Source organism: Salinarchaeum laminariae (genome assembly GCF_023204835.1).
Taxonomy (GTDB): domain Archaea; phylum Halobacteriota; class Halobacteria; order Halobacteriales; family Salinarchaeaceae; genus Salinarchaeum; species Salinarchaeum laminariae.
Map to the genome: position 1 here is coordinate 201,137 of NZ_CP096270.1, position 24,958 is coordinate 226,094.

The 24,958-nt window shown below is 65.8% G+C and carries 25 protein-coding genes, 1 tRNA gene and 1 other RNA gene; 12 read left to right on the plus strand and 15 right to left on the minus strand.

What is annotated here, in order from left to right; genetic code table 11:
* Positions 1-51: 51 nt before the first annotated feature.
* Positions 52-600 carry a tRNA (cytidine(56)-2'-O)-methyltransferase gene (locus MXF70_RS01065; RefSeq protein ID WP_248516738.1) on the minus strand — a complete coding sequence of 183 codons (549 nt, stop codon included), beginning with the start codon at positions 598-600 and terminating at the stop codon, positions 52-54.
* Between the two features lie 71 nt (positions 601-671).
* Positions 672-1,574, minus strand: coding sequence for a hypothetical protein (locus MXF70_RS01070; protein ID WP_248516739.1), 903 nt, complete (start codon positions 1,572-1,574; stop codon positions 672-674).
* Positions 1,575-1,795: 221 nt separating this feature from the next.
* On the opposite strand from MXF70_RS01070, the gene MXF70_RS01075 reads away from it, so the two are divergent.
* The 3 genes from MXF70_RS01075 to MXF70_RS01085 all read left to right on the plus strand — a co-directional run bounded on the left by MXF70_RS01075 (position 1,796) and on the right by MXF70_RS01085 (position 3,059).
* Positions 1,796-2,524 carry an SDR family oxidoreductase gene (locus MXF70_RS01075; protein ID WP_248516740.1) on the plus strand — a complete coding sequence of 243 codons (729 nt, stop codon included), beginning with the start codon at positions 1,796-1,798 and terminating at the stop codon, positions 2,522-2,524.
* 53 nt (positions 2,525-2,577) lie between these two features.
* Entirely contained in the window at positions 2,578-2,865 is a 288-nt protein-coding gene (gene hisE / locus MXF70_RS01080) for a phosphoribosyl-ATP diphosphatase (protein ID WP_248516741.1), read from the plus strand.
* 89 nt (positions 2,866-2,954) lie between these two features.
* A tRNA-Ile gene (locus MXF70_RS01085) sits at positions 2,955-3,059 on the plus strand.
* A gap of 181 nt (positions 3,060-3,240) precedes the next feature.
* Here MXF70_RS01085 and MXF70_RS01090 read toward each other — a convergent pair.
* Positions 3,241-3,900: an AIM24 family protein gene (locus MXF70_RS01090; protein WP_248516742.1), complete on the minus strand. Its 660-nt coding sequence runs from the start codon at positions 3,898-3,900 to the stop codon at positions 3,241-3,243.
* A gap of 127 nt (positions 3,901-4,027) precedes the next feature.
* Between MXF70_RS01090 and MXF70_RS01095 the strand changes: the two genes are divergently transcribed.
* Positions 4,028-4,486 carry an RDD family protein gene (locus MXF70_RS01095; protein WP_248516743.1) on the plus strand — a complete coding sequence of 153 codons (459 nt, stop codon included), beginning with the start codon at positions 4,028-4,030 and terminating at the stop codon, positions 4,484-4,486.
* 106 nt (positions 4,487-4,592) lie between these two features.
* On the opposite strand, the gene MXF70_RS01100 is transcribed toward MXF70_RS01095, so the two are convergent.
* The 4 genes from MXF70_RS01100 to MXF70_RS01115 all read right to left on the minus strand — a co-directional run bounded on the left by MXF70_RS01100 (position 4,593) and on the right by MXF70_RS01115 (position 9,942).
* A complete protein-coding gene (locus tag MXF70_RS01100; protein ID WP_248516744.1) occupies positions 4,593-5,939 on the minus strand; it encodes a hypothetical protein in 1,347 nt (448 codons plus the stop codon).
* Positions 5,940-6,371: 432 nt separating this feature from the next.
* On the minus strand, positions 6,372-7,907 hold the full coding sequence (locus MXF70_RS01105) for a bacterio-opsin activator domain-containing protein (RefSeq protein ID WP_248516745.1): 1,536 nt from the start codon (positions 7,905-7,907) through the stop codon (positions 6,372-6,374).
* A 51-nt stretch (positions 7,908-7,958) separates the two neighbouring features.
* Positions 7,959-9,230 carry a sensor histidine kinase gene (locus tag MXF70_RS01110; RefSeq protein ID WP_248516746.1) on the minus strand — a complete coding sequence of 424 codons (1,272 nt, stop codon included), beginning with the start codon at positions 9,228-9,230 and terminating at the stop codon, positions 7,959-7,961.
* 118 nt (positions 9,231-9,348) lie between these two features.
* The gene (locus MXF70_RS01115; RefSeq protein WP_248516747.1) at positions 9,349-9,942 is read right to left on the minus strand and encodes a response regulator transcription factor; all 594 of its coding nucleotides are present in this window, start codon (positions 9,940-9,942) and stop codon (positions 9,349-9,351) included.
* Between the two features lie 344 nt (positions 9,943-10,286).
* Between MXF70_RS01115 and MXF70_RS01120 the strand changes: the two genes are divergently transcribed.
* The 4 genes from MXF70_RS01120 to MXF70_RS01135 all read left to right on the plus strand — a co-directional run bounded on the left by MXF70_RS01120 (position 10,287) and on the right by MXF70_RS01135 (position 15,296).
* Positions 10,287-10,712 (plus strand): winged helix-turn-helix domain-containing protein, encoded by a 426-nt coding sequence (locus MXF70_RS01120; protein ID WP_248516748.1) that lies wholly within the window; start codon positions 10,287-10,289, stop codon positions 10,710-10,712.
* Between the two features lie 158 nt (positions 10,713-10,870).
* A complete protein-coding gene (locus MXF70_RS01125; protein ID WP_248516749.1) occupies positions 10,871-12,646 on the plus strand; it encodes a PAS domain-containing protein in 1,776 nt (591 codons plus the stop codon).
* Positions 12,643-14,322: an ATP-binding protein gene (locus MXF70_RS01130; RefSeq protein WP_248516750.1), complete on the plus strand. Its 1,680-nt coding sequence runs from the start codon at positions 12,643-12,645 to the stop codon at positions 14,320-14,322. Before MXF70_RS01125 ends, MXF70_RS01130 begins: the two co-directional genes overlap by 4 nt.
* Positions 14,323-14,489: 167 nt before the next feature.
* The gene (locus MXF70_RS01135; RefSeq protein ID WP_248516751.1) at positions 14,490-15,296 is read left to right on the plus strand and encodes a rhodanese-like domain-containing protein; all 807 of its coding nucleotides are present in this window, start codon (positions 14,490-14,492) and stop codon (positions 15,294-15,296) included.
* Between the two features lie 56 nt (positions 15,297-15,352).
* Here MXF70_RS01135 and rnpB read toward each other — a convergent pair.
* Together rnpB and MXF70_RS01145 are read right to left on the minus strand one after the other, a co-directional pair.
* An RNA gene (gene rnpB / locus MXF70_RS01140) (RNase P RNA component) lies at positions 15,353-15,737 on the minus strand.
* A 75-nt stretch (positions 15,738-15,812) separates the two neighbouring features.
* Positions 15,813-17,405 carry an MATE family efflux transporter gene (locus MXF70_RS01145; protein WP_248516752.1) on the minus strand — a complete coding sequence of 531 codons (1,593 nt, stop codon included), beginning with the start codon at positions 17,403-17,405 and terminating at the stop codon, positions 15,813-15,815.
* 143 nt (positions 17,406-17,548) lie between these two features.
* On the opposite strand from MXF70_RS01145, the gene MXF70_RS01150 reads away from it, so the two are divergent.
* From MXF70_RS01150 to MXF70_RS01165, 4 genes are all read left to right on the plus strand, one after another.
* Positions 17,549-17,839 (plus strand): hypothetical protein, encoded by a 291-nt coding sequence (locus MXF70_RS01150; RefSeq protein WP_248516753.1) that lies wholly within the window; start codon positions 17,549-17,551, stop codon positions 17,837-17,839.
* A gap of 155 nt (positions 17,840-17,994) precedes the next feature.
* Positions 17,995-18,810, plus strand: coding sequence for a carbon-nitrogen family hydrolase (locus tag MXF70_RS01155; protein ID WP_248516754.1), 816 nt, complete (start codon positions 17,995-17,997; stop codon positions 18,808-18,810).
* A gap of 422 nt (positions 18,811-19,232) precedes the next feature.
* Positions 19,233-20,252 carry an NAD-dependent epimerase/dehydratase family protein gene (locus tag MXF70_RS01160; RefSeq protein WP_248516755.1) on the plus strand — a complete coding sequence of 340 codons (1,020 nt, stop codon included), beginning with the start codon at positions 19,233-19,235 and terminating at the stop codon, positions 20,250-20,252.
* Positions 20,253-20,347: 95 nt separating this feature from the next.
* On the plus strand, positions 20,348-20,566 hold the full coding sequence (locus tag MXF70_RS01165) for a DUF1328 domain-containing protein (RefSeq protein WP_248516756.1): 219 nt from the start codon (positions 20,348-20,350) through the stop codon (positions 20,564-20,566).
* An 8-nt stretch (positions 20,567-20,574) separates the two neighbouring features.
* Here the strand turns inward: MXF70_RS01165 and MXF70_RS01170 are convergent, their stop codons facing one another.
* The 6 genes from MXF70_RS01170 to MXF70_RS01195 all read right to left on the minus strand — a co-directional run bounded on the left by MXF70_RS01170 (position 20,575) and on the right by MXF70_RS01195 (position 24,874).
* Entirely contained in the window at positions 20,575-21,543 is a 969-nt protein-coding gene (locus MXF70_RS01170) for a GIDE domain-containing protein (RefSeq protein WP_248516757.1), read from the minus strand.
* Between the two features lie 2 nt (positions 21,544-21,545).
* Positions 21,546-22,124, minus strand: coding sequence for a LemA family protein (locus MXF70_RS01175; protein ID WP_248516758.1), 579 nt, complete (start codon positions 22,122-22,124; stop codon positions 21,546-21,548).
* A 179-nt stretch (positions 22,125-22,303) separates the two neighbouring features.
* Positions 22,304-22,999 (minus strand): hypothetical protein, encoded by a 696-nt coding sequence (locus MXF70_RS01180; RefSeq protein WP_248516759.1) that lies wholly within the window; start codon positions 22,997-22,999, stop codon positions 22,304-22,306.
* A 109-nt stretch (positions 23,000-23,108) separates the two neighbouring features.
* The gene (locus MXF70_RS01185; protein WP_248516760.1) at positions 23,109-24,116 is read right to left on the minus strand and encodes an aldo/keto reductase; all 1,008 of its coding nucleotides are present in this window, start codon (positions 24,114-24,116) and stop codon (positions 23,109-23,111) included.
* A 124-nt stretch (positions 24,117-24,240) separates the two neighbouring features.
* Entirely contained in the window at positions 24,241-24,573 is a 333-nt protein-coding gene (locus tag MXF70_RS01190; protein ID WP_248516761.1) for a DUF5615 family PIN-like protein, read from the minus strand.
* Complete coding sequence (locus MXF70_RS01195) at positions 24,551-24,874, minus strand: DUF433 domain-containing protein (RefSeq protein WP_248516762.1); 324 nt, start codon at positions 24,872-24,874, stop codon at positions 24,551-24,553. The genes MXF70_RS01190 and MXF70_RS01195 overlap by 23 nt, the downstream gene beginning before the upstream one ends.
* Positions 24,875-24,958: the final 84 nt, after the last annotated feature.

The window sequence follows — 24,958 nt, forward strand, 5'->3', positions numbered from 1 at the left end:
TAAACCCACCGGAGCGGTCACGATGGCAGGGCCGCCGGCAGGCGAGTCTTCCTACGACTCCTCGTCCTCGAGCTCCTCGATGAGTTTTCCTTCGGCTTTCGGCACTACGGCACGCTCTGCGTCCGCCCACTCTCGGTCGAGCTCCCGGCCCTCGAACAGCCGATCGAGAAACACCGCCAGCGCCGCGACCTCCGAATGGGGCTGGTTCGTCACGCCGAGATTCCAGTCGGCGTGTTCGTAGACGTCCCACTGGACTTTCTCAGCGCCGACGACGACCAGCAGCGGCTCCTCGCGATGGGCGCTACGAACGTCCTCTTCGACGGTCTGGACCGGCTCGCCGTACATCGTGAGGTGGGCGATCGATCCCTCCCACTCCTCGAGGAGCGAGACCGTTCGCTCCGTCGACTCGACGGCGAAGGGACCGCCGAACCGGCCGGTAACGTCCGTCGCGGTGTCGTAGGCGTCGGTGGCATTGTCGGGGAGCAGAACGCGATCCGCGCCGAGCGCGCGAGCTGTCAGCGCAACGTGGGTCGTCATCCGGTCGTCTCGACCGGGGCGGTGGCCGAGTCGGAGCACCGCCACCTCTGGCTCGCCGTGCATGGCCGAAGCGAGGCGGTGAGGCGGGTTAGGTGGTTCGGAGTCACTCGGGCGGGCTCGATGGGCCCGTCGGACTACTCCACTGGATATCGTTTCGTCACTTCCACCGTTGTGCCGTCGACGTCGTACTCGACCGAGCCGTCCGACTCCTGGGACTCGGTTTCGACGTACGCGTCGAAAGGCGTCGTCTCGACGGCCCCCGCCGTCTCGAACTGGTAGTACTCGCGTCGAACGCTGCTTGACCCCTCGCGGTCCCTACTCTCACCCATGAACACGATCCCATCGAGTTCGGTGAGCGCGTCGGGAAGATTCTCTGCAGGGACGTTCCGATACTCGCTGAGGAGTCGCTCCGCTCCCCTCGGCACCGCCTCGGCGAAGCTGAGGAACCCGTCCACGCGGTCGAAATGGCTCTCGAGGTCGCCGGTCGAGGTGCGAACCGCATCTCGCACAGTCTCCGGGTTCGGGGTCAGCGGGCTCCTCCTCAGCCCCGACCTGTTTGCCACGATCGTACCGTCCTGTACGGCCATCCACGGGCCTGCATCCGTGGGCATGATTTCGTACGATCCCAGAGTCCCGGCGTCTGCGTGCTCGGGGCGCCCAATGGCCTCGACGACCTCGTCCCGATCGACGTCACCCTGGTAGACGACGAAGTTCCGGTGATCGTCCCCTGCATTCGAACTGATCCAGAGTTGCGTCTCGAATCTCCGCAGCACGGCATCGTCGAGACCGAGCCGTCTGGCCCAGTCCAGTTGCCCAAGCGTCGTCTCCTCGAGGCTGGCGTGGCGAATCTCTCGAAGTCGATCGAGTGAGAGTTCGTGGACGCCGTAGCTGTACTGCTCGTGATCGTCCGGAACTGGAATCGCCCACTCGCCGAGTTCACCCATGTCGCCACCGGTGCCGTCCGACAGTGACGAACATCCAGCGATCGTCGTCGCACACAGGGCGCCGACCCCGCGCAACAGTCGCCTTCGCTCCATATCTCCGCGAAGATACCTTCGGATTATATTCCCTTCGTAACCGCATCAATAAATAGTATTACACGAATTGACTCCGCATCCGACGCGGTGCCGGTTCGTGAGTCGTGACGTCCTGGTGCCGTCAGCGCCGATCGGCTCTCCATTCCCTCCGGTGCTCACCATCCGCCGACTGTCCGGCCAGAATCCAAAAGACGAAGCCGTCGCTTGCCGTTACAACGGCCATGCCACGAACTGCGGTCGTCACTGGCGCGTCGTCGGGCATCGGCGAAGCGACCGCCCACGAACTGGCCGACGAAGGGCTGGATATCGCACTGGCGGCCAGACGCGAGGAGCGCCTCGAATCGATCGCCGGCGACCTCGAGGAGGAGTACGGCGTCGACGCCGTCGCCGTTCCCACGGACGTGCGCGACGAAGCCGCCGTCGACGCACTGATCGAGGCCACCGTCGAGCGCTTCGGCGGACTGGACGTCCTCGTCAACAACGCCGGGCTGGCACGGGGCGGCGAGGTGGCCGAGTTGGAGACCGAACAGTACCGCACGATGACCGAGACCAACGAAGACGGCGTGTTTTTCGCCACGCGCGCCGCGCTCCCACATCTCGTCGAGAGCGAGGGGCATCTGGTCTTCGTGGGGAGCTTCGCCGGACAGTACCCTCGGCCGTTCAACCCGGTCTACGCCGCGACGAAGTGGTGGGTCCGCGGATTCGCCCACAGCGTCGGCGCACAGGTCGGCGATCAGGGCGTCGCCGTCTCCGTCGTGAATCCCTCGGAGGTCCGCACCGAGTTCGGCGGCGCCGAGGGAGCGTCCTTCGCGGAGCGGTTCGAGCGGGGGAGCGTCACAGAACCGATCGAGATAGCGGAGGCCATTCGGTTCGCCGCGACCCGTGAACGCTCGGGCGTCTCCGAGATCGATCTTTTCCGACGCGACAAGTTCGCCGATACGATGAACTAAACGACGGCGGTCGACGCGAGGCGTTTTTGACCCCTCCCCTCCTCCACCTGTCCATGACCGACCCGGTGCTCGACGAGCTGTTCGCGGTTATCGAGGATCGCAAGGCGGAGCTGCCCGAGGATTCCTACACGGCGTCGCTGTTCACCCACGAGAAGGGCCAGAACGCCGTACTCGAGAAGCTCGGCGAGGAGACGACGGAGCTGGTGCTCGCCGCGAAAGACGACGATACCGAGGAGATCGCACACGAGAGTGCAGATATCGTCTACCATCTGCTCGTGTTGCTCTCGATGCACGACATGGAGCTCGCGGATCTGCGGGCGGAGCTGGAGGAACGGCGGTAATACCGCGCGCGACCGTCGACGACGGGACTGGAGACACGGCCCATCGACCCGACACCCTAATGTGTCGGCCAGCGAAACCACACGCCCGAGGGCCCGTAGCTTAGTCCGGTTATAGCGCCCGGCTCATATCGGCGTCGTCACTGGCGGCACCGTGGGACACCGGGTGGCCCTGGGTTCGAATCCCAGCGGGCCCACTCCTCGTCGCTTCGCTCCTCGTCGTGTGCCCGCTGACCCTCGCGAATCCGGCGGATTCGATCGGTCCCAGCGGGCCCACTTTCCACGGTTGACTCCTCGTCGTGGAGTCAGTTCCAGAGGATCGACTCGCCTCCAGTTCGTTCGAATCTTGACCCGTCGAAACGCTGAAACTCAGCCCGTCTACGCTCCGCCGTGTTCCTCGTAGGGCTGGACGACGACGAACCCATCCTCGCCGTCGAACTTCATCTGAATCGCCTCGCCGGAGGTCTGACCGATTTCGAGTTTCTTGTTCGTCCCGATCGAGGGCGACTCGGCGGTGGTCCACGCGACCGTTGCTTTCGGATCGGTCGTCACCGGCGGTTCGAGGACGATCGGGTCGCAGTGCGTGGTCAGCGCGAGGAGACCGGGCCCTTCGATTTCGACGTTTGTCAGCCCACCTGCCAGCGCACCGCTGAGGCTATCGATCGTCGTGATCTCGTAGTGGAGGTCCGACTCGAAGGCGAGGATGTCCTCGCCGTTGACGGTGATTCTATCGCCGGCGTCGAGGTCGAGAAGCTGGACTTTCTTCCCCGTGTCCGCAAGGTAGGCGGTTCCCCGCCCTTCGATCTCCATGATGGGCGTACCTTCGCCGGTGACCGCGTCTTTCAGGTAGCCCGTGACGCCGCCCTCGACCGACGCCCTCCCGCTGAAGGTCAGATCGCCGGTGTAGGCGACCATCGAGTCCGCCTTCGCCATCGTCGTTCCGTCGACGTCCACAGCGATCGCGTAGCTGTTCTCGCGCCGGAACGGCGCGTCGCTATCCGTCGGTTCGTACGCGGCAGAAAACTCCTCTGCGTTCATGGTGTGTTCGAAGCCGTGGTGGCTCCAGTGGAACGAAGAGCCGATGTGCCCTGAAGCCCGCCCACAGTTTCCCGTACTGAAACACCGCAAACGATCTTTTTCGATGCTCGTCTGACAGTGGGCTACGATGACCGAGACAGAGAGGCTGAAACGGTGTGGAATCGGCATTCGCGGCGTGGCCATGGCGATCGATTCGGTCGTCTGGTTCGCGCTGTTTTTCGTCTCGACGTACGCCATCGCCGCGGCGACTGGACAGGTCGAGACGACGCCAGAGGGAACGAACGCGGAGCTCGAGGGAACGTTGGGAACTGTGGGACTGCTCGTTTGGCTCTCACTGGGCATCGGCTATCACGCGCTGCTGGAGTGGCGTTCCGGGAAGACCCTCGGGAAGTACCTCGTTGGCATCAAAGTAGTCGAGGAGGACGATACGTCGCTCTCACTCGGGTCCTCGCTGGTCCGGAACCTCCTCAGAATCGTCGACTGGCTCCCGCTGTTCTACCTGCTGGGGATCGTGCTGATAGCCGTCTCCGAGGAGAGGAACCGGCTCGGTGATCGCGTCGGTGGGACTGCAGTCGTTCGGACCTGAGCAGGTCGATGACGATCGAGGGGTGCTCCGGCGATGCTCGATCGGTTGCCTGTGATAATCGAACGGACGGCCGCGACGAATAGCGCCGTGGGAGTACACTCGATCGCTACGGAAACTCCCGCACTGCGACGACACCGCTCTCGTCGCCAACCGTCACGGAGACGACCACCTGGTCGCCATCCGGGTCGAGGTAGACCGTTAGGTAGCGCACGCTTTCGACCGGCGACACCGACCGGGCGGAGCCCGACTCGGTCGTCCGGACGGTGAGTTCGTCCGCCTCGAACGACGTCTCGACGTGGACTTCGACGAGGTTCTCCGATGGAACGTGCTCGAAACGGAAAGCGTCCGCCGGAACGGCGTCCGAGACGGCCTGTGGCGGATCCACCTCCGGATCCACCGCCTCGCCGTCGTCGCCGTCTCCCCGCTTGCTGAACTCGACGTCGAGCGCGTCGCTCCCGTAGGTTCCGGTCGCCGAAACGCGATCGTCCTCGAAGGAGACGTCCAGATCGTCGCTGGCTGCTCCGAGCCTCGCCTCGATACGGTCCCTCGCCGCGTCGGTGGAAATTCCCTGGGCTGCGAGGCGTGCTGTGTTCGTCCCGTCGTCCATATCGAACGTGAGTGACGTGAACATTGCATCGTGGGCGGTCACGAACTCGATGGGAAGCTGCTCGTCGGCGTTGCCCCAGATGAACCGCTCGAGATCGGGGTCGTCGACCCAGCCGACGGAGAAATGACCGTCCCCGACGGTGTCGACGAGCCACTCGAACCGGTCGCGCGTCTCGACCGCTCGGGCCGCGTCGCCGCTGACAACGTCGATCACCGGCAGAAGCTCGGCCCGGGTGGTCGCCATGAGCGCCCCGGCGCTCTCGATCGCGACGACGGACTCGTTGCGATCGCTGACAGGCTCGAACAGCTCGAACCCGCCGTGCTCGCCCGTCCGCTCGAATGTATCCTGGAACACGGCCCCATCGGTACCGGAGCGGAGCTGTTCCGTGGCACGATCGATGTCCAGATCACCGGTCACCCCCACAACCCCGTTCACGTAGAACAGATCCGACGGACCGTCCACCGACTGCTCGGGATCGACGAGATAGCCGAGTCCGGCGGCATAGAAGCCGATCGTTGCAGCCATGATCCGCCCGCCCAGCGCCAGTGGTACCGTCAGGAGCGGATCGTCGATTTCGGTGAGTCCTTCGATCTGCGGTGCGTACTCTACTGGTTCTCCGTCTCCGCCAGATGGCAGGATCAAGGGTAGGATCTCGGTCTCGTCTGCGGAACCCTCGGCGACGCCGAGATCGACGTGGGCGGCGACGATCGTCTCGCTCTCGGCTGGCACCCATTTCTGGAAGGGAGCGTCCTCCCGATCCTCCTCGCCCTCGAGACAGCCGGCGACGCCAGCGGCCGAGAGGGCGGCGCCGAGCCGGAGGAAGCTGCGGCGATCGAACGACGTCATCTGTCGTGGTCGGTGGACGCCAAGCGACCCGAAATAATTCGGTCGATCGATACCGGCATCGGTCGTATCTCCACGTACGGATTCATAGTACTAAAAGCGGCTGTGGTTCGGCGATCGGCGGGGATGGGGCCGCCGTCGAACGCGGCAGGTTGGGTGCCGTGACGATTCCAGATGGGCCGAGGAGAACCGCGTCGACGGCGGAATGGCGGAAGGGACGACCGCGCCGGAACGCGGTCGTCCTCCCGCGACGACGGTCGAATCGAGCAATCGGGGAACCGATGGGGATCGTGACGTTGTCAGAGTCAGGTCGCAGTGCCCGCCATCCGCATCGCGGGCACCGATGGCTACCTGCCCATGCAAGGAGAGGGCCACGCACTGTTTCAGTGTCTGAAACGATGCCATCGCCGTCGTCTGCCGGGAGACGCCCAACGGTCACTCTCGGTCCACCTCGAAGAACTCCCCGAGGAGCTTCCGCTGGCCCGCCCGAAGATGGTGAAGGAGCGTCGGTCCGGTGATCCCGAGCGCAGACGCGACCTCCTCGGCGGTGCTCCCCCGTGGTGACTCGAAGTAGTCGGCGAGCAGCGCAGTTCTGAGGGCGTCCGTCTGGTGGTCGGTCAACCGCTCGGCGAGATCGCTCTCGAACTCGACGTCGGACCGTCGCTCACGCTCGCGCTCGCGCTTCGCGACCACGTCGGCGTCGAACCGTCGCGTGAAGGCGGTCGCGATACGACGAACGTCCTCATCTGGCGGGAGCACGACGACGATTCGGTGGTGTCCCTCGCGGAAGACCGCCGACTGGAGCGTCACGCCCTGCGAGGCGACCAGTCCCATCGGGGTGTCACCCCCGACCGTTAGTTCGATCGATCCGGCGTCAGAGCCGTCGGAGACGATCCGCGTGGCGTCGACTTCCTCGCGTGCATCGAGCACGGCAGCGAGAGCGTCGGGTGGTTCCCCCTCGACGCTCACGTAGCAGAGGAGCTGATCGTCGCGCTCGACGACGCCCTCGACGGTCAGTGCTGCGCCCGTCTCGACGGCGGCCGCGGACAGCGGCGTATCGGACGCCTCCAGGGCAAAGGTCAGTTCGACGACTGTGCTCGAGCGAAGCAAGGATCGGTGCCGGGTCGCGTTGACGGCGAAGCCGGCCATCTCCCCGACCGTGCGAAAGCTGCTCCGTTCGCGCTCCGTGAACGCGCCGCGCTCGGAGGTGTAGAGACCGACGACACCGTAGACGCTGGACCCGTACCTGAGCGGGATCGCGAGGAGGGACTGGAGCCCGTCGGCGAAGGCGGCCCGGCGGATCGACTCCGGCACCGAATCGTCGTCACCCAGTGACTGGACGACCTCGACCGCCCCGCTCTCGATCGCCCGACGCTCCGGAACGCTCGCGCCCTCCTCGAGAGCGGCCTCGATCGCTTCGATAGTGCGGTCGGTGGTTCCGGCAGCCGCACTGACGACCACGTCTCCCGATCCGGGCTCGCGCTCGCCCACCCACGCGAAGTCGTACAGCTCGGTGGTGCCGAGGTGTTCACAGATCGTCGTCGCGATCTCGGTCCGCGTCGAAGCGTCGACGAGCGCCCCGAGAATGTCCGCGATGCATTCGTTCGTCACGGTCAGCCTGGACACCTCGTCGTCCAGAGAGTCCCGCCGTCGTCGTGATCGGTGGGCTTCGGTCGTCTCCTCCAGGTACAGATAGACGTCCTCCGCACCCGGCACGATCGTCACGGAGATCCATCGATCGAGTCCCGGGTAGTACTCCTCGATGGACTGTTCGGTGTCCGGCGGCGACTCGAACGCCCCCGGCACGGTATCGTCGACGGACGGCGGGACGACGTCGTCGATTGGTTCGCCGGCGTTCGCGTCCGGGTCGACCGAGAGCAGCGTTGCCGCGGCTGAATTGAGCGATCGAACGCACCCCTCGGTGGAGACTTCCACGACGCCCACTGGCGCACGCTCGAGGGGTTCTTCCATTGGCGTTGATTGGAGAGGGTGTCTTTGTAAACGCTTGTTCCTCGTCGTCGGTTACGACGTCGTCGCAAACTCGACGCCGTCGATTTCGAATCTGGCACCGCCGTCGTCGGCGCCAGTGACGGTGAGCGACCAGCCGTGTCGAGCGGCGATGCGATCGACGATCGCGAGTCCGAGACCGGTGCCGTGGTCCGTGGAACTGACGCCCGGATCGAACACCCGCTCGCGCTCGTCGGCCGGGATTCCCCGTCCGTCGTCGGCGACGTAGAACCCCACCGGCGGATCGCCGCCGAGCCGACCGACGGTCACGCTGAGGCCCGCACCGTCCGTGGTATTCTCGGCGGCGGGCGGTCGATCGGCGTCCGCAGTTGCAGCTCGCGAGCTGTTGGCGCCGTCTTCGGCGACGGTATGCTGCGAGTCCACCGGTGGACTCGTGGAACCGTACTCCTCGGCGTCCCGACGAGTCGGCGAGCCAGGGGCTGTCGATCCGTGCTCGATGGCGTTTCTGAAAAGGTTCTCGAACAGTCGCTGGAGACGATCCTCGTCGGCGACCGCTGGTGGAAGATCCGCGACGGTGTGCAAGGACGCCTCGTCTGTCTCGACGGTGTCCCAGGCCGCGCTGGCGACGTCGCCGAGATGAACGGTGTCATCGATCTCTACAGCCCTCGTTCGTTCGGCCGGCGCATTGCTCGCGGAATCGAACGTCGCGGCGCTCGCGGTGTCGGCGAGTGTCAGCACGTCGTCGATGATACGCTCCATCCGCTCGTGGGCCCGTGCGACGTGGTCGAACTGTTCGTCCTCGTCGAGTTCCCGGCCGGCCCGAAGCCGCGCCTTCGCGACGTCGAGTGGGTTCCGGAGATCGTGGCTGATGATACTCGCCACGTCGTCCAGCCCGACGTTCGACGACGGACGAGGCCGCGGACCGCGTGCAGGAAGCGACGTCAGAACGACGTAGCCACCCGTCCGGTCGTCGGACGAAATTCCCCGCAGGAGATACGGTTCGGTGGCTCGGTCGCCCGCTTGCCCTATCGATCGCTGGACGAGTCGACGCTCGTTACTGTCGACGAACTCGCCGACGTCCGACGGGATGGCCTCGCTCTCGATTCCCACCGACCGCAAGGTTTCGACGACCGACGTGCCGGCCGTGATCGGTCCAAAGGCCGACTCGAACGAATCGTTCACCGTCGTTACGACCGCTTGTTCGTCGGCGCCGCACCTCTCTGCCTCCGAATCCCACGCGACGTGGCAGACCGGCGACGGCAACTCCTGCAACGAAATCGCCTGCACGTCGGTACCGTCGTCCGTCATCTCTGAATCCGGTTGCACGTTCGGAGACGGTCCATAAATGGGTGAACTCTAGCTATACAGAAGCCGACCCCACGACAGGTGTTCCAGGGAGAGTGTGAGACCACGTGGGCCCGAGGATCGATTCACGAACCCGCGGTTAGTTTCGCTCGCGGTCGATCCCGTCGAAGGAGTCGAGCAGTTCCGCCGGATCGTCGAGGAGCCGCTGCGCACGCCGGCGTCGTTCCTTGGCACGCCGTTCGATCGTCCGATACTCCTCGTGGTCCGCGCGCTCGGATTCGGGGAGTTCCGCCACAATCACCCGCCGCTTCGCTTCGATACCGAAATACTCACCCATCATTTCGTGGCCGAGTATCTCACACTGCTGGTCGATGGCCGCCCGGAGGTCCTCGCGGTCGACCGGTTTGCAGAGGTAGTCGTCGAACGGCATGTCGATGACGTCGAACCCCGGGTCGATAGCGGTAACCATCACGACCCGACCGGGGAAGTCGGACTCCTCGAGCGTCGCCAGCACGTCGTCGCCAGAGGTTCTGGGCATGTGACGGTCGAGCAACACGACGTCGAACGTCTCCTCGTCGATGGCCTCGAGCGCTGCGTCGCCGCCGTAGGCCGTCTCGACGTCGTAGAGCTCTCGGAGGCGAAGCGCATACGCGTCCGCGACTTCCCGCTCGTCGTCGACGACGAGTGCGCGCGGACGTGCTCCCTCCGGTCGGTCGTCGCGGTCCTCGGCCATCGTTCCTACCGGCCTTCAGTGATGCGTTCGCATAATTGCTGTCGTTCCGCGTTCCAGCGTGCCCGTCACTGGTTCGACCCAGGTACACTGCATCGACGCTGAGGCTATCGCCCAGCGTGCCATGAGCTCGCCCAACCGATAGCCATCCTCCGTGACGGTAGCCGTGTCCCGCACCGATGCACCCATCCACTCCTCTACCACGACGGCACGCTCGTATCGGCCGACAGAACGGTAGCGACCCCGTCGCGCAGCCGCCATCTGTATAGCTAGATGATCGTTCGACCGTGCGTCGTGATAGTTAGCGTTCCCTGCTTCGGGACGGGCGCCACTGGGTTCACTCACACATGCCGAAGCAACGCTATCGGTCGGGAGGGACGAGGTCGGCCGGACCAGAGTCACCCCTCAACCGGCCAGGAGCGGAGACGCTGGAGGAACGGACCCCGGACGACCTGCTCGACGTGCTCGGGGACGAGTACACGCGGTCGGTGCTGGAGGCGATCCGGAACGAGCCGATGAGCGGCACGGAGGTCGCCGACGCGACGTCGATGTCGAAGCCGACGGCGTTCCGCCGACTCAACGATCTGGCCGATATCGGACTTCTCGAGGTGCAACACAGGATCGACGCCGACGACGGTCACCACCACAAGGAGTACCATCTCGTGGTCGACTCGGTTTCGGTCACGTTCGGCGACGACCTCGACGTGACCGTCGACGCCGATCACACGCCATCGCCAGCCCGGGGCAGGGGTGCCGCGACGCTGAACGACTGACAGATAGCAGGCGGAGGAACTACGCAGAATTAACGGGACTCCGCCGCGAGTACGCGAACGTCTGCGGGCCGAGAATCGGCCAGAACGATCCGACCGAGGAACCCCTCGATGCGAGACAGCGGCCGGCGCCACAGCAATCAACGCCAGAGACACGCACGATGGATCAGATAGTCACGGCCAGCCGACTCGCCGTTGCCCTCATCGCCATCTGCGCGTCAACAGTGCTCGTCGCGTATCTCAGTCCACGGTGGGATCGTGCGGCCGCGCGTCCACTGCTCGGCGTTGCTGCCGTGCTGACGATCGGGGCCGTCGGACACATGTTGATCGTCGATCCAGCGGGAATCGCTCTGGGAGTCGACCGGATCGGCCAGGTCCCCGGCGATCGTTGGTGGGTGATACAAGGAGCAGTCGTGACAGTGACGGCGGCTGGACTGTGGACGCTGTTTGCCTTCGAGTACACTGGGAGGGGTGGAGGGCTCTTCGCCGGGCTCGCAGCTGGTGTTGCACTGCTCGTCGGTAGCGCTGCTTTTCTCGCGATCAGGGCCGTGAACGTGGGGCTCTCATCGGCCACTGTCGATGGAATCGCGGCGATCCTCACGGTGACGGCATTCATAGCGTCCGTCGGCGTCTCGCTGCTCCTCCGTGCGGCAGGCCAGCAGAACGCCTTCCCGCGCGTCGAGCCACTCCTGCTGTCCGTCGGTGTCGTCGCGCTCTTGTCCGGGATCCTCCTGGCGCAACTACTCGAGCAGCCGTGGCTCTTTCCTGCGACGATAGCCCTGGCCAGCGGTTCCTTCCTCGCCACGGTCGTTCGATACCCGACGTTCGATACGCTCCCCGCCGCACGCGTCGCCGGGCGCGATCGCGTCGTCGAGGAGCTTTCAGCGGGGGTAATCGTCGCCGATCGTGACGATCGAATCCGGGACTGTACCGAGCGAGCAGCGTCGCTCTTTGGCGTAGACGCCGAAGCCGTTCTCGGCGAACCGTTCGGAACCCTCCCCGGGATCGAAGTCGGTTCCAAAGAGGTCGCAGCGGCCGGCGATCCCGCGACACTCACCACGGAACGAGGGACGACGCTCGAACTGACGGGGAGCCCCATCGAGGGGCACGGAGGCCGATCGTTCGGGACGCTGGTGGTGTGTACCGACGTGACAGACCGGCGGAGCAGGGAGGAACGCCTCGAGATCCTTCGTCGGTTCGTCGTCGACACCGTGGGAACTCGCATGGACGAGGTCGCCACATCCGCAGCCAGCGGAACGGGAGAGGACGACGACAGGGATCCCGCAGCGCGAGCGAACCGCATCTGGACTAGCTCGACGACACTGGCGACGCTCGTGGCAAGCGCCCGGGACGTCGAACGTGCGATAGGGCAAACGACGGGGGAGACCGAACGGCCGAGCGAGGCCGATCTCCGGGACACGATTCGTACCGTTGCCGACGCAGCCACCGAGGAGAACGCGCCCGCGGTGGCCGTCGATCTCCCCGAGTCCCGTCTTCGAACGGGGGTTTCACAGCCGCTGCTCGAGACCGTTCTCAGAACGCTGCTCGAGGACGCACGCCAGCAGGCACGGGAGCAGATAACCATCACCGCCGTGACGGGCGACCCGCCGACGATTCGGGTATGTGACGACCGATACCAGGGCGATGCGACGACCGTAGCAGGCCGCAGCGAGAGTCGGGAGATACCAGTGACGCGACTGGCCGTGGAACACGCCGGCGGAACGGTTTCGACGACCGAGCGGGACGACACCCACCGATGCGTCACGATCGAGCTTCCACCTGTGGACACCGACGCGGGGTGGGTCGACAGCGCCCCTCGAAACGACCGCACGGCCACGCCAGACAGGACCACGTGGACAGGTGACCGGACTGCGTCGGCGTGCGACGGGACACCGGAAACCGGAGATCACTCTCCGACCGTGGAGGACGAATCGTGACCATCGCCTGGCCCCTCGCGGGGCTCCTCGTCGCGGCCGGATCGGTGGCCGTTGCCCGCGACCTCGACGGGAGTGAGGGGCATCAGGCGAGACGCCCCGCAATCCTGTTGGTGGTGCTCCTGGGAACGGTCGCTGCGGGTGCTTCGATCGCCCAAACGACCGCGACCGGTGTCGGAGATGGGACGGCGAGGATGGCGCTACTCGGTGCATTCGTCTTCGCGTCGCTGTGCTGGTTCGCGTTCGTCGCGGAGTACACTGGGCGTGGGCCGAGGATCTCCCGCACTCGCGCTGCTGTCCTCGTACTTCTGGGCTGTACGACGGTCGCGAGCACGACGATCACGTGGTTGCAGGAGATCGGACGGATCGACGTCGGAACAGTCGGCACGGCCTCCTACCTCACCACGTTCCTCCTGCAGATAGCCGTGTTTTCACTGGGCCTGCTCGGGGTAGTGTCGATCGCACACGCAACGGTGACCTACGACGATCTGCCTGCTCGTCACGGTGGACCGCTCGCCGCGGTCGGCCTCCTCGTCACGACGCTCCCGTTCTCGGTCCAGATCGGGCAACAGCTCGGCGAAGGAACGACGTTCTCTATCGCGTTCGTGCAGCTCGGAGGCATCGTTGCCCTATGTGGCGTCCTGCAACGGTCCGGAGGACTATTCGAGCAGGCACCGACCGCGGGACACCTCGCTCGAGAGACCGTCCTCGAGACGCTGTCCGACCCAGTGATCGTAACGGATCGCAACCATCGGATCCTGGACGCGAACGCGGCCGCGACGGCGACCTTCGACGTCGACCGCTCGGACGTTCGTGATCAGCGACTGTCGGAGGTCGCCGGAGTCACCGAGGACACCGAACTCGAAGGCACCGTGTCGATCCGGACGACGGCTGGCCGCCGGGAGTTCGCGGTCAGTCGGAACGCAATCGACGACGCGAACGACGCCCCACTGGGCGTCACGTACCGATTTCACGACGTGACGGACCGACAAACTCGCGAACAGCGACTCTCGGTCCTCAACCGACTCATGCGCCACAACCTCCGCAACGACCTCGACGCGATACGAGGATTCGCTGAGCCGATCCGGGACGGCGCAGTCGATCCCGACGACGCCAGTGACCAGTTCGAGCGAATCGAGCACCTGGCGACGGATCTCGTGGAGCTGTCGAGCGCCGTCGAGCGATCCGGTCGCGTGCTGTCGGACGCTCCGTTGACCGTCGAACGGTGCGATCTCTGCACCCTCGCCGAATCTGCGGCCCGGCCTCACGACGAGACGACCGTCGCGACCGCGGCTGATGGCCCAGCGGCGCTACACACCGACCCGGAGCTCGTCCGGCTGGTGCTGGACGAGCTGGTCGACAACGCGCTGGAGCATAGCCACCGGGACGAGCCGTCGGTCAGGATCGCCGTCGATACCACTGGAACTGGTGGGACGCTGGCGGTTCGCGACGACGGTCCCGGGATCCCCGAGCACGAACAGCGCGTGTTGCTCGATGGTGCGGAGACGCCCGTTGCTCACGGGAGCGGCATCGGCCTCTGGCTCGTTCGCTGGGCGGTCACGAAGCTCGGCGGACGGCTCGAGTTCACAGCGACCGACTCTGACGGCGCCGAGGTGATCGTTCACCTCCCGGATCTGGGGGAATCGTCGGGAGGGGAACCCGTTCGCGCAGACCCCTAATCTGGGGCACAACGATCTTGCCTCGCGGCGTCATTCACGTCGACCACTGGTGCACCCTCCGTCGGTCGAGAGATCTGCAACGCGGGTCGGCCATCGGGCCGTGCAGGGCGGCGGTCACATAGAGACGGTTCCGGCACCGTTTTGCAGCGCGACCCCCAGAATCTTCCATGAACCGACGGTCGTTCCTCGCGACGGGAGTCGCTACGAGCGCTGGACTTCTGGCAGGCTGCGTCGGCGGCCAGGGTGACGGCGGCAACGCGGAGGCAGACGTCGAGATCGGCACTGCACCCGATCCATCCGTCACCGAAGCCGGGCTCGCCCCCGAAACCGGGGACGTTGCCGCACCGGGCGTCGAGGTCGACGAGCTCGAGACGAACACTGCCAACGCCGAAGCGGTCCCGTTGCTCCCGATCGACGCCGCATACGACTGGTATCGCCGCCGCGACGCTCGGTTCGTCGACGCGCGGAAGTCGATGGCACAATACGAGCAATCCCACGTCGCTGGCGCCGTGTTCAGCCCGGCGCCGAAGGGGTACGAGGACGCCGACCCTACCGACGCCTGGCCGGAGGCCGAACGCATCGTCACCTACTGTGGCTGTCCGCACCACCTCTCCTCCCAGCGGGCTTCGAGCCTGATCGCGAACGGCCACGAGGCGGTGTTCGCGCTGGACGAGGGGTTCGGTGAGTGGTTCGAGCGGGAGTACCCGATGCGAAGCTCCAGCGGCGCGGTGTCCCTCGCCGAGCAGCGGTTCGTCACCGGCGCCGTCGATCCGTCCTACGCCGGCGAGTTCGTGAATCTCAGCCACGAGTCGACCGGCCAGCTCGAGCCCGCGAAGGTCGCCGCCGACGGCAGCTTCGAGGTCTCCTTCCGGTTCGTCGACGTCGACGCCGAGAGCGTGCTGAGGCTGGAAACGCCGGCGTGGACCCGCACGGGCACGCTGGCTGGGCTGACGAGTGGAACTGTACGGCAGTAGCGTCGCTCAGGACGTCTCAGAGTGTCGGGCGGTGCCGTCGCTCGGCGAATAAGTACGGCAGAGAGGAGTAAGCCCCCTTCTGTTTTTCCGGCATTCGGCTCGGCGTCGACGACCGCCCTCACGGGAGTCCGGGCTACCATCGGGCCGTCGACTTGCACCGGCGAGGATTCGCCGTTCCATCGATCCTCCGCGGTCGCACCTCGGTGGGTTCACTGCCGGTCGCTTGAATCGCCGACGGCCGCACGCGGGTCACCCCACGTCCGGACCGCGACTTGCTCGCTTCGGGGTCGCGCACCTCATCGGTCACGCGGAGACGTGTCGTTTCTGTTCCAGCGCCGGCGGTCTCCCGCCCCGGGGTTGTCCCCGGTCGCCTGCCCGATCGGTGGGGGGACTTTCCTCACGGTCGCGTCTGCGACGCGCGGGAGCCGGACTCTCTCTACCGCTCATACGTACGCCGTTCCGTGGGTTAAGCGTTCTGACGAGCGCCGAAGCGGAGCCACTCCCGCTCCGCCCGTATCAGTCGAACTCGTCAGCGTCGGGATCACTCGCACCGTCCGTGTCGGGGGCGCTCGCATCGTCCGCGTCGGGGGCACTCACACCGTCCGCGTCGGGATCAATCACATCGTCCGCATCGGATGCAGCCGCTTCGTCCGACGTCGATGCGCCACCGATCACGTCGCCGAGCCACCAGCCCTCGAAGAAGACGTACGAACCGGCGATCGCCGCGGTGACGTTCGATAGCGCGATCGCACCCCACACACCAGTTGCTCCCACGCCGAGGACGAGGACGAACAGAACGGCCGCCACGGCGCGAACGCCCCAGAGCGTGGTCACGCCGACGATCATCGCCAGACGGGTCGAGCCCGAACCGTAGAACGCTCCGTTCATCATGTGGTAGACGGCCATGATCGCCCAGGTCGGCGCGACGATCCGGAGGAAGGTCGCGCCGTAGTCGACCACTGCGTCCGATCCCTCGCCGGTGATGAACACGTCGACGATCCTCTCCGCGAAGACGACCGTCAGGCCGCTCGCGACGACGAAGACTGCGCCCAGGATCGCGATCGCGACGTAGACCGTCCGCTTTGCGCGATCTCGCTGCCCACCACCGAGATTCTGGCCCACGACCGTCTCGACGGACATTCCCATCGCTGCCATCGGGAGCCAGACCAGGGAGACGAACCGATTGCCGATGCCGTAGGCGGCGACGGCGTCCGCGCCGACGGTCGCGACGAGCGCCGTCATGACGATCGCCGCGATCGACTGGGTACTCTGATCGATCGCGCCCGGCGTGCCGATCCGAACGATCGTCTCGATCGTCGCACGGTCTGGCAAGAGGTCGGCGACAGCAATCCGGAGTCCGACGTGGCCGCCGAACAGCAGCCACGCACCGGCGATCGCGGCCAGTCCCCGAGAGAGAACCGTCGCGAACGCAGCGCCAGCGACCCCGAGGCCACCGAAACCAGTCGCGCCGTAGAGCGTCGCCTGGAGTCCGCCGAGGCCGAGCCAGCCAAAGAGTGGGTTTCCGGCGAACCCGAGCACGAAGAACGGATCGAGGAGGACGTTCAGTCCGACGCTGAACACCATCAGGTACATCGGCGTCTTCGTATCGCCCCAGCCCCGGAGAATGGCCATGAACACGTGGAAGCCGAAGGTGAAGGGCATCCCGAGCACGATGATTCTGAGGTACGTCGTCGCCTGATCGTGGACCGCAGTGCCCGGCGTGGCGCCAATTGCCTGCAACAGCTGTGGAGCGAACGCAAAGCCGAACGCCGCGACGACGACGGAGAGCGCTGCGTTGAACGCCATCGTCTGCCCGGTGACGTGACCGAGCCGATCGTCGTTGCCGGCGCCGGCATGCTGGGCCACCAGGATCGTCCCCGCGTTGGTCATCCCGGCACCGAGGCTGACCAGCAGGAAGACGATCGGCCACGCGAACGACAGGGCTGTCACCGGATCCGTACCGAGGCGGCCGACCCAGAACGTATCGGTCAGGTTGTAGGCCACCTGCAGAAGCTGCGTCATCGTCAGCGGCCCGGCCAGAGCGAGCAGCGGCCAGACGATCGGCCCCTCGGTGAACCGGCTCGATCGGTCGGTGGTCTCGTCTGTCACGTGGTGCCCGCCTCAGTTGCGTGACTGCTCGAGCTAGCTTCGTCGCTATTCGACATGTAGTGTGGCCGTTCGCCCGGAACGGTGGGCGACTGGCCACTGGCGTGCGGTCGATCGGAAGGTGTGCGTTCGGACGTGCGCATTCGATGGAGATCGGTGGGAGGGCGACTCTGGCGATGGTGCGTCTGCAGCTCCGGCTGTGGTTCGTCGGCTGCTCTGGCGATTCGCCGTACGTGGATCAGAAAGGAGAGGCAGGCCAGCGAACCGACCGGGCACGTGGCGCCGTCGGTCGGAACCATCGGGTGTCGCCGTCGGTCGGAACGGTCGGTCGCGCCGCGTCGCCGCTGCTGTCGGTCGAGGCGACCGATCGTGGGCCTGCTTTATCCAGGCCGGATTACAGCACGGCGGGCATCGGAACTGCCGGAGACGAGGACTGAGCGCTACTTCAACGTTCCGTCGCTACGAGAGTCGTTCTCCCGGCGACTAGCCGGAGCGCCGGAACGTCTTTGGCTGCTCCGCGACGACCGTCAACTGTGCAACGGCGCTCGATACATCGCGGTGCGATCTGGGCGCGTGGCCGGTGGGCCGAGTCATGAAGCTCGCGCTCGCACAGCTCGCGATCGAGGACGGGGCCGTCGACGCGAACGTCGATCGGGCCGTGGAGGCCGTCGAAACCGCGGCAACCCGGGGCGCCGATCTCGTCGCGCTCCCGGAGATATTCAATCTCGGCTATTTTGCCTTCGAGGCCTACGAGCGAGCCGCCGAATCGGTCGACGGGCCGACGATCGGAACGCTCGCCGAGGCCGCCCAGGAGCACGACGTGGCGGTGCTCGCCGGAACGATCGTCGAGGACCTGAGCGCCACCGCCGCGGAGACGGCGGCTCCGACGCCGGCGGAGTCGGGGCTCGCAAACACCGCGGTTCTCCTCGATTCGGCGGGCGAGCGCCGGCTCGTCTACCGCAAACACCACCTCTTCGGCTACGAGTCACAGGAGGCCGAGCTCCTGGTGGCTGGCGAGCGGCTCGAGACTGCGGCAGTCGCCGGGATGGAGATCGGCGTCACGACCTGCTACGATCTGCGGTTCCCCGAACGCTACCGCGAACTGGTCGACGCCGGAGCGGAGCTTGTACTCGTCCCCTCTGCGTGGCCCCAGCCCCGCGTCGAGCACTGGAAGACGCTCCCGCGGGCCCGCGCGATCGAGAACCAGCTCTACGTTGCGGCAGTCAACGGTGCGGGTGTCGACCGCGAGGCACCCGAACTCGTCGGCCGCTCGACGGTGTACGACCCGTGGGGAACGCCGATCGCGGCCGCCGGACCCGAACCGACGATCGTCACCGCGTCCGTCGATCCGGAGCGGGTGGCCGAGGTTCGAGAGGAGTTCCCGGTACTGGACGATCGCAGATCGTAGCCGACGGTGAGCACAGATGGCAAACGGGAGAGGGGCACACAGCGGACAGTGAACGGCAGAGGACACACGGCGGACGGTAAACTGGCCCGTTTTGCGACGGGAACGGCGCCGCTCGGCAGTAGTTGCACCGGTATTGACGCTACTGGCACCCGTTCCGGTGCCACCCTTTAAGTATCGAGAGGCACTACCTGTAAATGCCGGTACACGGCGCTTTTCACGTCGAACCGGCAGCAAACGCGAGGCGCTCGCACCCGTCACGTTGCCGCTCCCGGACGGCAACTGACATCGTCCCGGCCCACTCCGCGCCTGCCCCTTTCCGTACGTTCGATCCACGAGCGACTGGCTTTCTTTCCCGCTTCCACTTGCTGCGGCTACACTGCCGGGGGCGCGGGTGTTTTGTAGCGTGCGATCCGCCAACGGTTATGCAGGTACTTCTCCTCGGTGGCACCGGGCTCATCAGCACCGGCATCACGCGCCAGCTCGTGGAGTCCGAGCACGACGTGGCGTGTTTCACCCGCGGCGAGAGCGACGCGCAGGTCCCCGAAACCGTCGAGTTCGTCCACGGCGATCGCTCGAATCCCGACGAGCTCGCGATGGCCCGCGACGAGATCGATCCCGACGTCGTGATCGATATGATCCTCTTCGATCCCGACACCGCCCGGGAGGCCGTCGACGTCTTCGGCGGCGACGTCGAGCAGTACGTCTTCTGCTCGACCGTCGACGTCTACCATCGCCCGCTTGCGACCAACCCCGTCCAGGAGGACGCACCGCGCGAGCCCGCCGTCAGCGAGTACGGCGCCAACAAGGCTGCCGCGGAGGACGTCTTCATGGAGGCCCACGAGGACGGCGCCTTTTCGACGACCGTGATCCGCCCCTGGAGCACCTACGGAGAGGGCGGCCCCGTCCTCCACAGCCTCGGCGTCGGCACGTACTACGTCGACCGGATTCGGAAGGGCAAGCCGATTCTCGTCCACGGCTCCGGCCAGTCGCTGTGGGGCCCCTGCCACCGCGACGACGTCGCCGGGGCGTTCGTCGGTGCCGTGGGCAACGCCGACGCCTACGGCGAGGCCTACCACGTCACCAGCGAGGAGGTCATCACCTGGAATCAGTACCACGAGACCGTCGCCGCCGCAATCGACGCGCCCGAGCCCGATCTCGTCCACGTTCCCGTCGATCAGCTCCGAGCGGCCATGCCGGACCGCACGGACATGCTCATGGACCACTTCCGGTTCTCGACGGTGTTCGACAACGCGAAAGCCCGCCGCGACCTCGGCTTCGAGTACACCATCGGCTTCGAAGAGGGCGTCCGGCGGACCGTCGAGTGGCTCGACGAGCACGACGACGTCGATCCCTGGGACAGCGAGGCCGACGACGAGCTGATCGAGGCATGGCGGGACGCCACCGCGTCGTTCCAGCGTGCGATCGACGCCGACGGCGAGTAGGCAACCGCTAGCCGGCGGTGTGGCGCAGAGACCGCCACCGAACCGCCACTCGAACGGCCTCTGTAACTAAAGGACTCCACTGCGAAGCCGTCGGCATGGCCCTGACCCTCCCGGCCACGATACAGGCGATCGCGTTCGACGCGGTTCCAGCACAGCTCACCGGCGATTTCCTCGAGTACGCGATCCTGTTTTTCGTCCTCGCAATCGTCGCTGCGGTGCTGGGAGCGGGGAACGTCGCTGGCGTCTCGATGGCGATCGCGAAGTGGCTGGTGATCATCTTCGTCGTCCTCGCCATCCTCACGCTGTTGCTGTAGCGCGCGTCTCAGCCCAGCAGTTCGTGGAGCTGGTACGTGTTGAGGAGGACGAACAGCGATGCGGCACTGATCGCGAGTCCGACGATCGCCTCGATCGGGCCCCATCGGCCGTAGCTCTCCTGCAGCCGTCCCTCCGTCGAGTCGGAGATCAGGAACTCGTCGGTTCCGGGATCGCGGCGGATCTCCAGCAGGTCCGCTTCCGAGGTCTCCATCCGTGCGTCCTCGCGAGAGTCGGCGCTACCGAAGACGTACACGTGACGGCCGAGCGGAAGGACGGTTTCGCTGTACCGTCGCCTGTTGCTGGTATCGTCGAGCGAGTCGGTCGCGAGATCGGCAGCGAACCCGGTGATATCGTCGAGGAGTCCGTCGGTCTCCGCCTCGTCGGCAGATCGGTCCCTCGCCCCGGTAGCCGAGGGATCGCCCTTCGCCGACACGAATCGCCGGACGTCCTCGGGCGCTGGCTCGCCGCTGCCGTACGTCTGCGTACGGCGGTTGCCTTCCTCGTTGAGGTCGAACTCCGGGTCGTCCCGATCGCCACGAACGAGAACCGAGCCGGTGTCGTCGTCGAGCTCGAAGGCCAGCGCGCGTGTGCCACGGGCGGTCGTCACCCACTCGTAGTGGACGTCGCCGTCGTCGTCGACGCGGCGCTCGCGCTTCTCGGCCTCCCAGTCAACGTAGACGCACTCCTCGTCGGCCAGCGGTGGGGTGACGCTGTCCTCGTGGGTGCGTGCGATCCCTTCGAGTTCGACGCGCCCGACGGACATCGACCGGACCCGCGAGGTCGGCGTGTCCTGGACGAGCCGGGAGAGCTGCCAGGTACCGAAGCCGTCGTAGACGAGGTAGAGGCCACCGAAGAACCCGATCAGGAGGAAGACGAACAGTTCGCCGCTGTCGCCGCTGGAGCCTGACTGGAGCAGCCACGCGGCCGCGGCGCTCGCGTCGATCGCCGGCGCCAGCGATGAGATCGTCGGGACCATCCTCAGTTGTCGTCGAATGCCGACCCGACGTCGACGTCCGCCGTCTCCGCCGCGGTGGCCTCGAAGAGCTCGCGCTCCTCGAACCCGAACTGGCGAGCGACGAGCACGTAGGGAAACTGCGCGATCCGGGTGTTGTTCTGCGTGACGGCCTCGTTGTAAAACTCCCGGCGGTCCGCGATCTGGGACTCGATCTCGGAGATGCGCTCCTGGAACTGGAGCATGTTCGTCTGCGAGCGGAGCTCGGGGTAGGCCTCGGCGCGGGCCTCGAAGTCGAGCATCGCCTGGCGGACCTGCTGGTCTGCTGCGGCCTGCTCGGCGGGCGATTCGGCCTGCTCGGCAGCCTCGCGCGCCTCGGTGAGTTGGGTCAGGACCTGCTCCTCGTGGTCCATGAACTCCTTGGCGGCGTCGATGAGCTTCCGCAGTTCGTCCTGGCGCTGTTTCAACAGTACGTCGATGTTCTGTTTCGCCTGGTCGACGCGCTCGCGGAGGCTGACGAGCTGATTGTAGATGCTGACGACGTACGCGGCCAACAGCACGACCAGGACGAGCCCGACGAACCCCGCCACGATACCCAGAATCATGTTCGTTCGGGAACTCAGAGGCGGAACAAAACGGTTTCGGTGGTATTCCGCTCGCTGCGAGTGTGATCTCAGACCCTGCGTCGTCGAAGCGGTCCGTCGATGGCACGCAGCCGCTAACCACCGCAGCTACAACGTGGGTCTGTCGTCAGGTGTCAGTGCGGGGGTGGAACAGCCAGTACTCAGTCGTCTGCGCTGACCAGCCGGACGTCGTCGAACAGCCGGCGGACCTCGGTTTCCCAGATGACGTTCATGCCGACGGCGAGAGTGCCGACGCCCTCGATCTCAGAGACGTCGTACGTGTAGGTCTTCCACCCATCGTGGTCCTCGACGTGTTTCTCTCGGTCGAAGGCGTCCTCCGTCAGCCCGCCCTCCGGTTTCTCGCCCGCGAAAAAGGCGAGCATCGCGATCTCGTTGAACGACGTCTGCTCGCTGTAGGCGGCGACCTCGACGGCGGAGACGCCGGAGAAGTCGACCTGCTGTTCGACCCAGATCGTCCCGTCGTCGGCGACCCCCGAGATGTAGAACTGCACGGCGGCGTCGCCGTCGGCTGCCGGTCCGTTCCGGATCGAAACGCCATGGTCGACGGTGCCGGACTCCTTGCCGGGGACGGTCGGAAGGTCCGTGCCGACGGTCCAGCCCTCGAGGCCGGACTCGAAAGAGCCGTTGACGAATTCGGCAGTTGGCTCGTCGCCGTTCCCGTCACCATCGTTGCCGTCGCTCGAGTCCCCGTCACTCGAACTGCCGTCGCTAGAGTTCGGGTCAGTCGAGTTGCCCGCTGGCTCCTCGTCATCGTCGTCCGACCCGAGAGCCGAACAGCCCGCGACTCCCGCTGCCAGTACACTGCCGATGCCAGCTACGTAGGTTCGTCGCTGCATACACGACACCAGAGGGAGTGTGGGATAGAAACGGCAGCGCTAGGACAAATAGCGCTAATAGTCTGGGCCCGGAGCGGCGGCGAAGGGTGTTGCCCGAGCGCAGCGCAACTCAGGCGTCGCTCTCGTAGACCGCGCCGTCCTCGTCGTAGCGTGCCTCGTCGATGCGTGCGAACTGCGTCTCGGAGAGTTCGACCTCGACGGCGCCGACGTTCTCGTCGAGCTGGTCAGTCGTTCGGGCGCCAACGATCGGGACGCAGGTGAACTCGTCCTGGGCCATCAGCCAGGCGAGCGCGACCTGTGCCGGCGTCGCGTCCTCCTCGTCGGCGACCGCGCGGATCGCGTCGAGGACGTGCCAGCCGCGCTCGGAAACGTACCAGTCCTCGAAGACGTCGGTGAGTGCGCCGCGGGAGCCGTCGGGCGCTTCCACGTCGTAGGTGCCGTCGCCGACGCGCTCGTACTTCCCGGTGAGGAACCCACCACCCAGCGGCGAGTAGGGGCAGACCGCGAGATCCTGGTCGGCGCAGACGTCGAGATAGTCCGCGACGTCTTCCTTGTACGCGGCGTGGAACATCGGCTGCGTGACGGTGAACGCCTCGTAGTTGTTGACGTCGGCTTTCCAGAGCCCCTTCGTGAGCTTCCAGGCGTCGGCCGTCGAGAGGCCGACGTGGTGGACCTTCCCCTCCGAGACGAGGTCGTCGATCGTCCGGAGCGTCCGTTCGATCGGCGTGTCGTCGTCGAACCGGTGGAGGTAGAGAACGTCGAGGTAGTCCGTGCCGAGGCGATCGAGGCTCCCCTCGACCTCGGCGCGGACGTTCTTCCGGGAGAGGTTCTCCTGGAACCGCGAGACCTGTGACCAGTAACATTTCGAGGCGATCACGAACTCCTCGCGATCCTTGTCCTCGAGCCACTCGCCGATCCAGCGTTCGGAATCGCCGCCACCGTAGCCGTTTGCTGTGTCGATGAAGTTCCCGCCGTGGTCGGCGAAGGCGTCCAGTAGTTCGTGGGCCTGTTCGCGATCCGTCTCGACCACGCCGCCGGACTCCTCACCGAATCGCCAGGTGCCCAGACAGAGCGGCGAGACCTGCAGTCCAGTCTCTCCGAGTCGTACGTATTCCATTACACGACGACAGATTCGGTCCAGGGACTTGGAGGTTTTCGCCTCGGCGATCCGCGGGGGTGAGTTCGCGCTGGAACCCGAACGTGAAGCGAGCACGGAGAACGCCTATCGACAGGATGCCCCGCTACCACCCACCGAGACTCGTAACCGTTGGGAGGTTCTGTGGATCCGGAACGTACTGGATTACTCGCCGAACTTGCGTCACGATTTCTGAAACTGCCATTGTATCGTCCGCATAGTAGAGGATTGAGACGGGTTCCGGGCTATGGGCACGCAAGAAATCGTCGTCGTGGGTGAGCAGGACTGCGTCCACATCGACTGCGTAGTCCAGTATACGTCGATCCGTGACACCAGGTTCCAGCGCATCGGTGACGTGAATCGCGTCGTGCCCGTCCGCTCGGAGCAGTTCCGCGACGCCTGGGGAGGTGTTCTCGTCAACCAGAATTCGATACGTCATCCAACTCCTCGTCGCGTTCCTGCCGTAGCTCGGCGACCGTCTTTGCTCCTGCCTGCCGTGCAGATTCCTCACTCTTGGCGCGACGTTCCTCCGCTGCGGCCATCTCGTCGGGGTGCGTGTGGTAGTACTGGAGCGCAGCGTATACGTCGGCAACCGAGAGATCGAACTCCGCAGCCACCTCGCTAGCGGGCTGTCCTGTCCCCTCGACGAGCCCCTGAAGTCGCCGTACCGTCACACGACGCCCTTCCAGATGTGGCTCGTCGTGGAACTCGGTTACGATACGCCGCGCAGCCTGCGCCATGGACCGACGTAGGTGCGCTATCGGTTAAAATACTGTTCCCGTCACAACACTACCCTCGACAGTTTCTCACGGCGGGATTCCCAT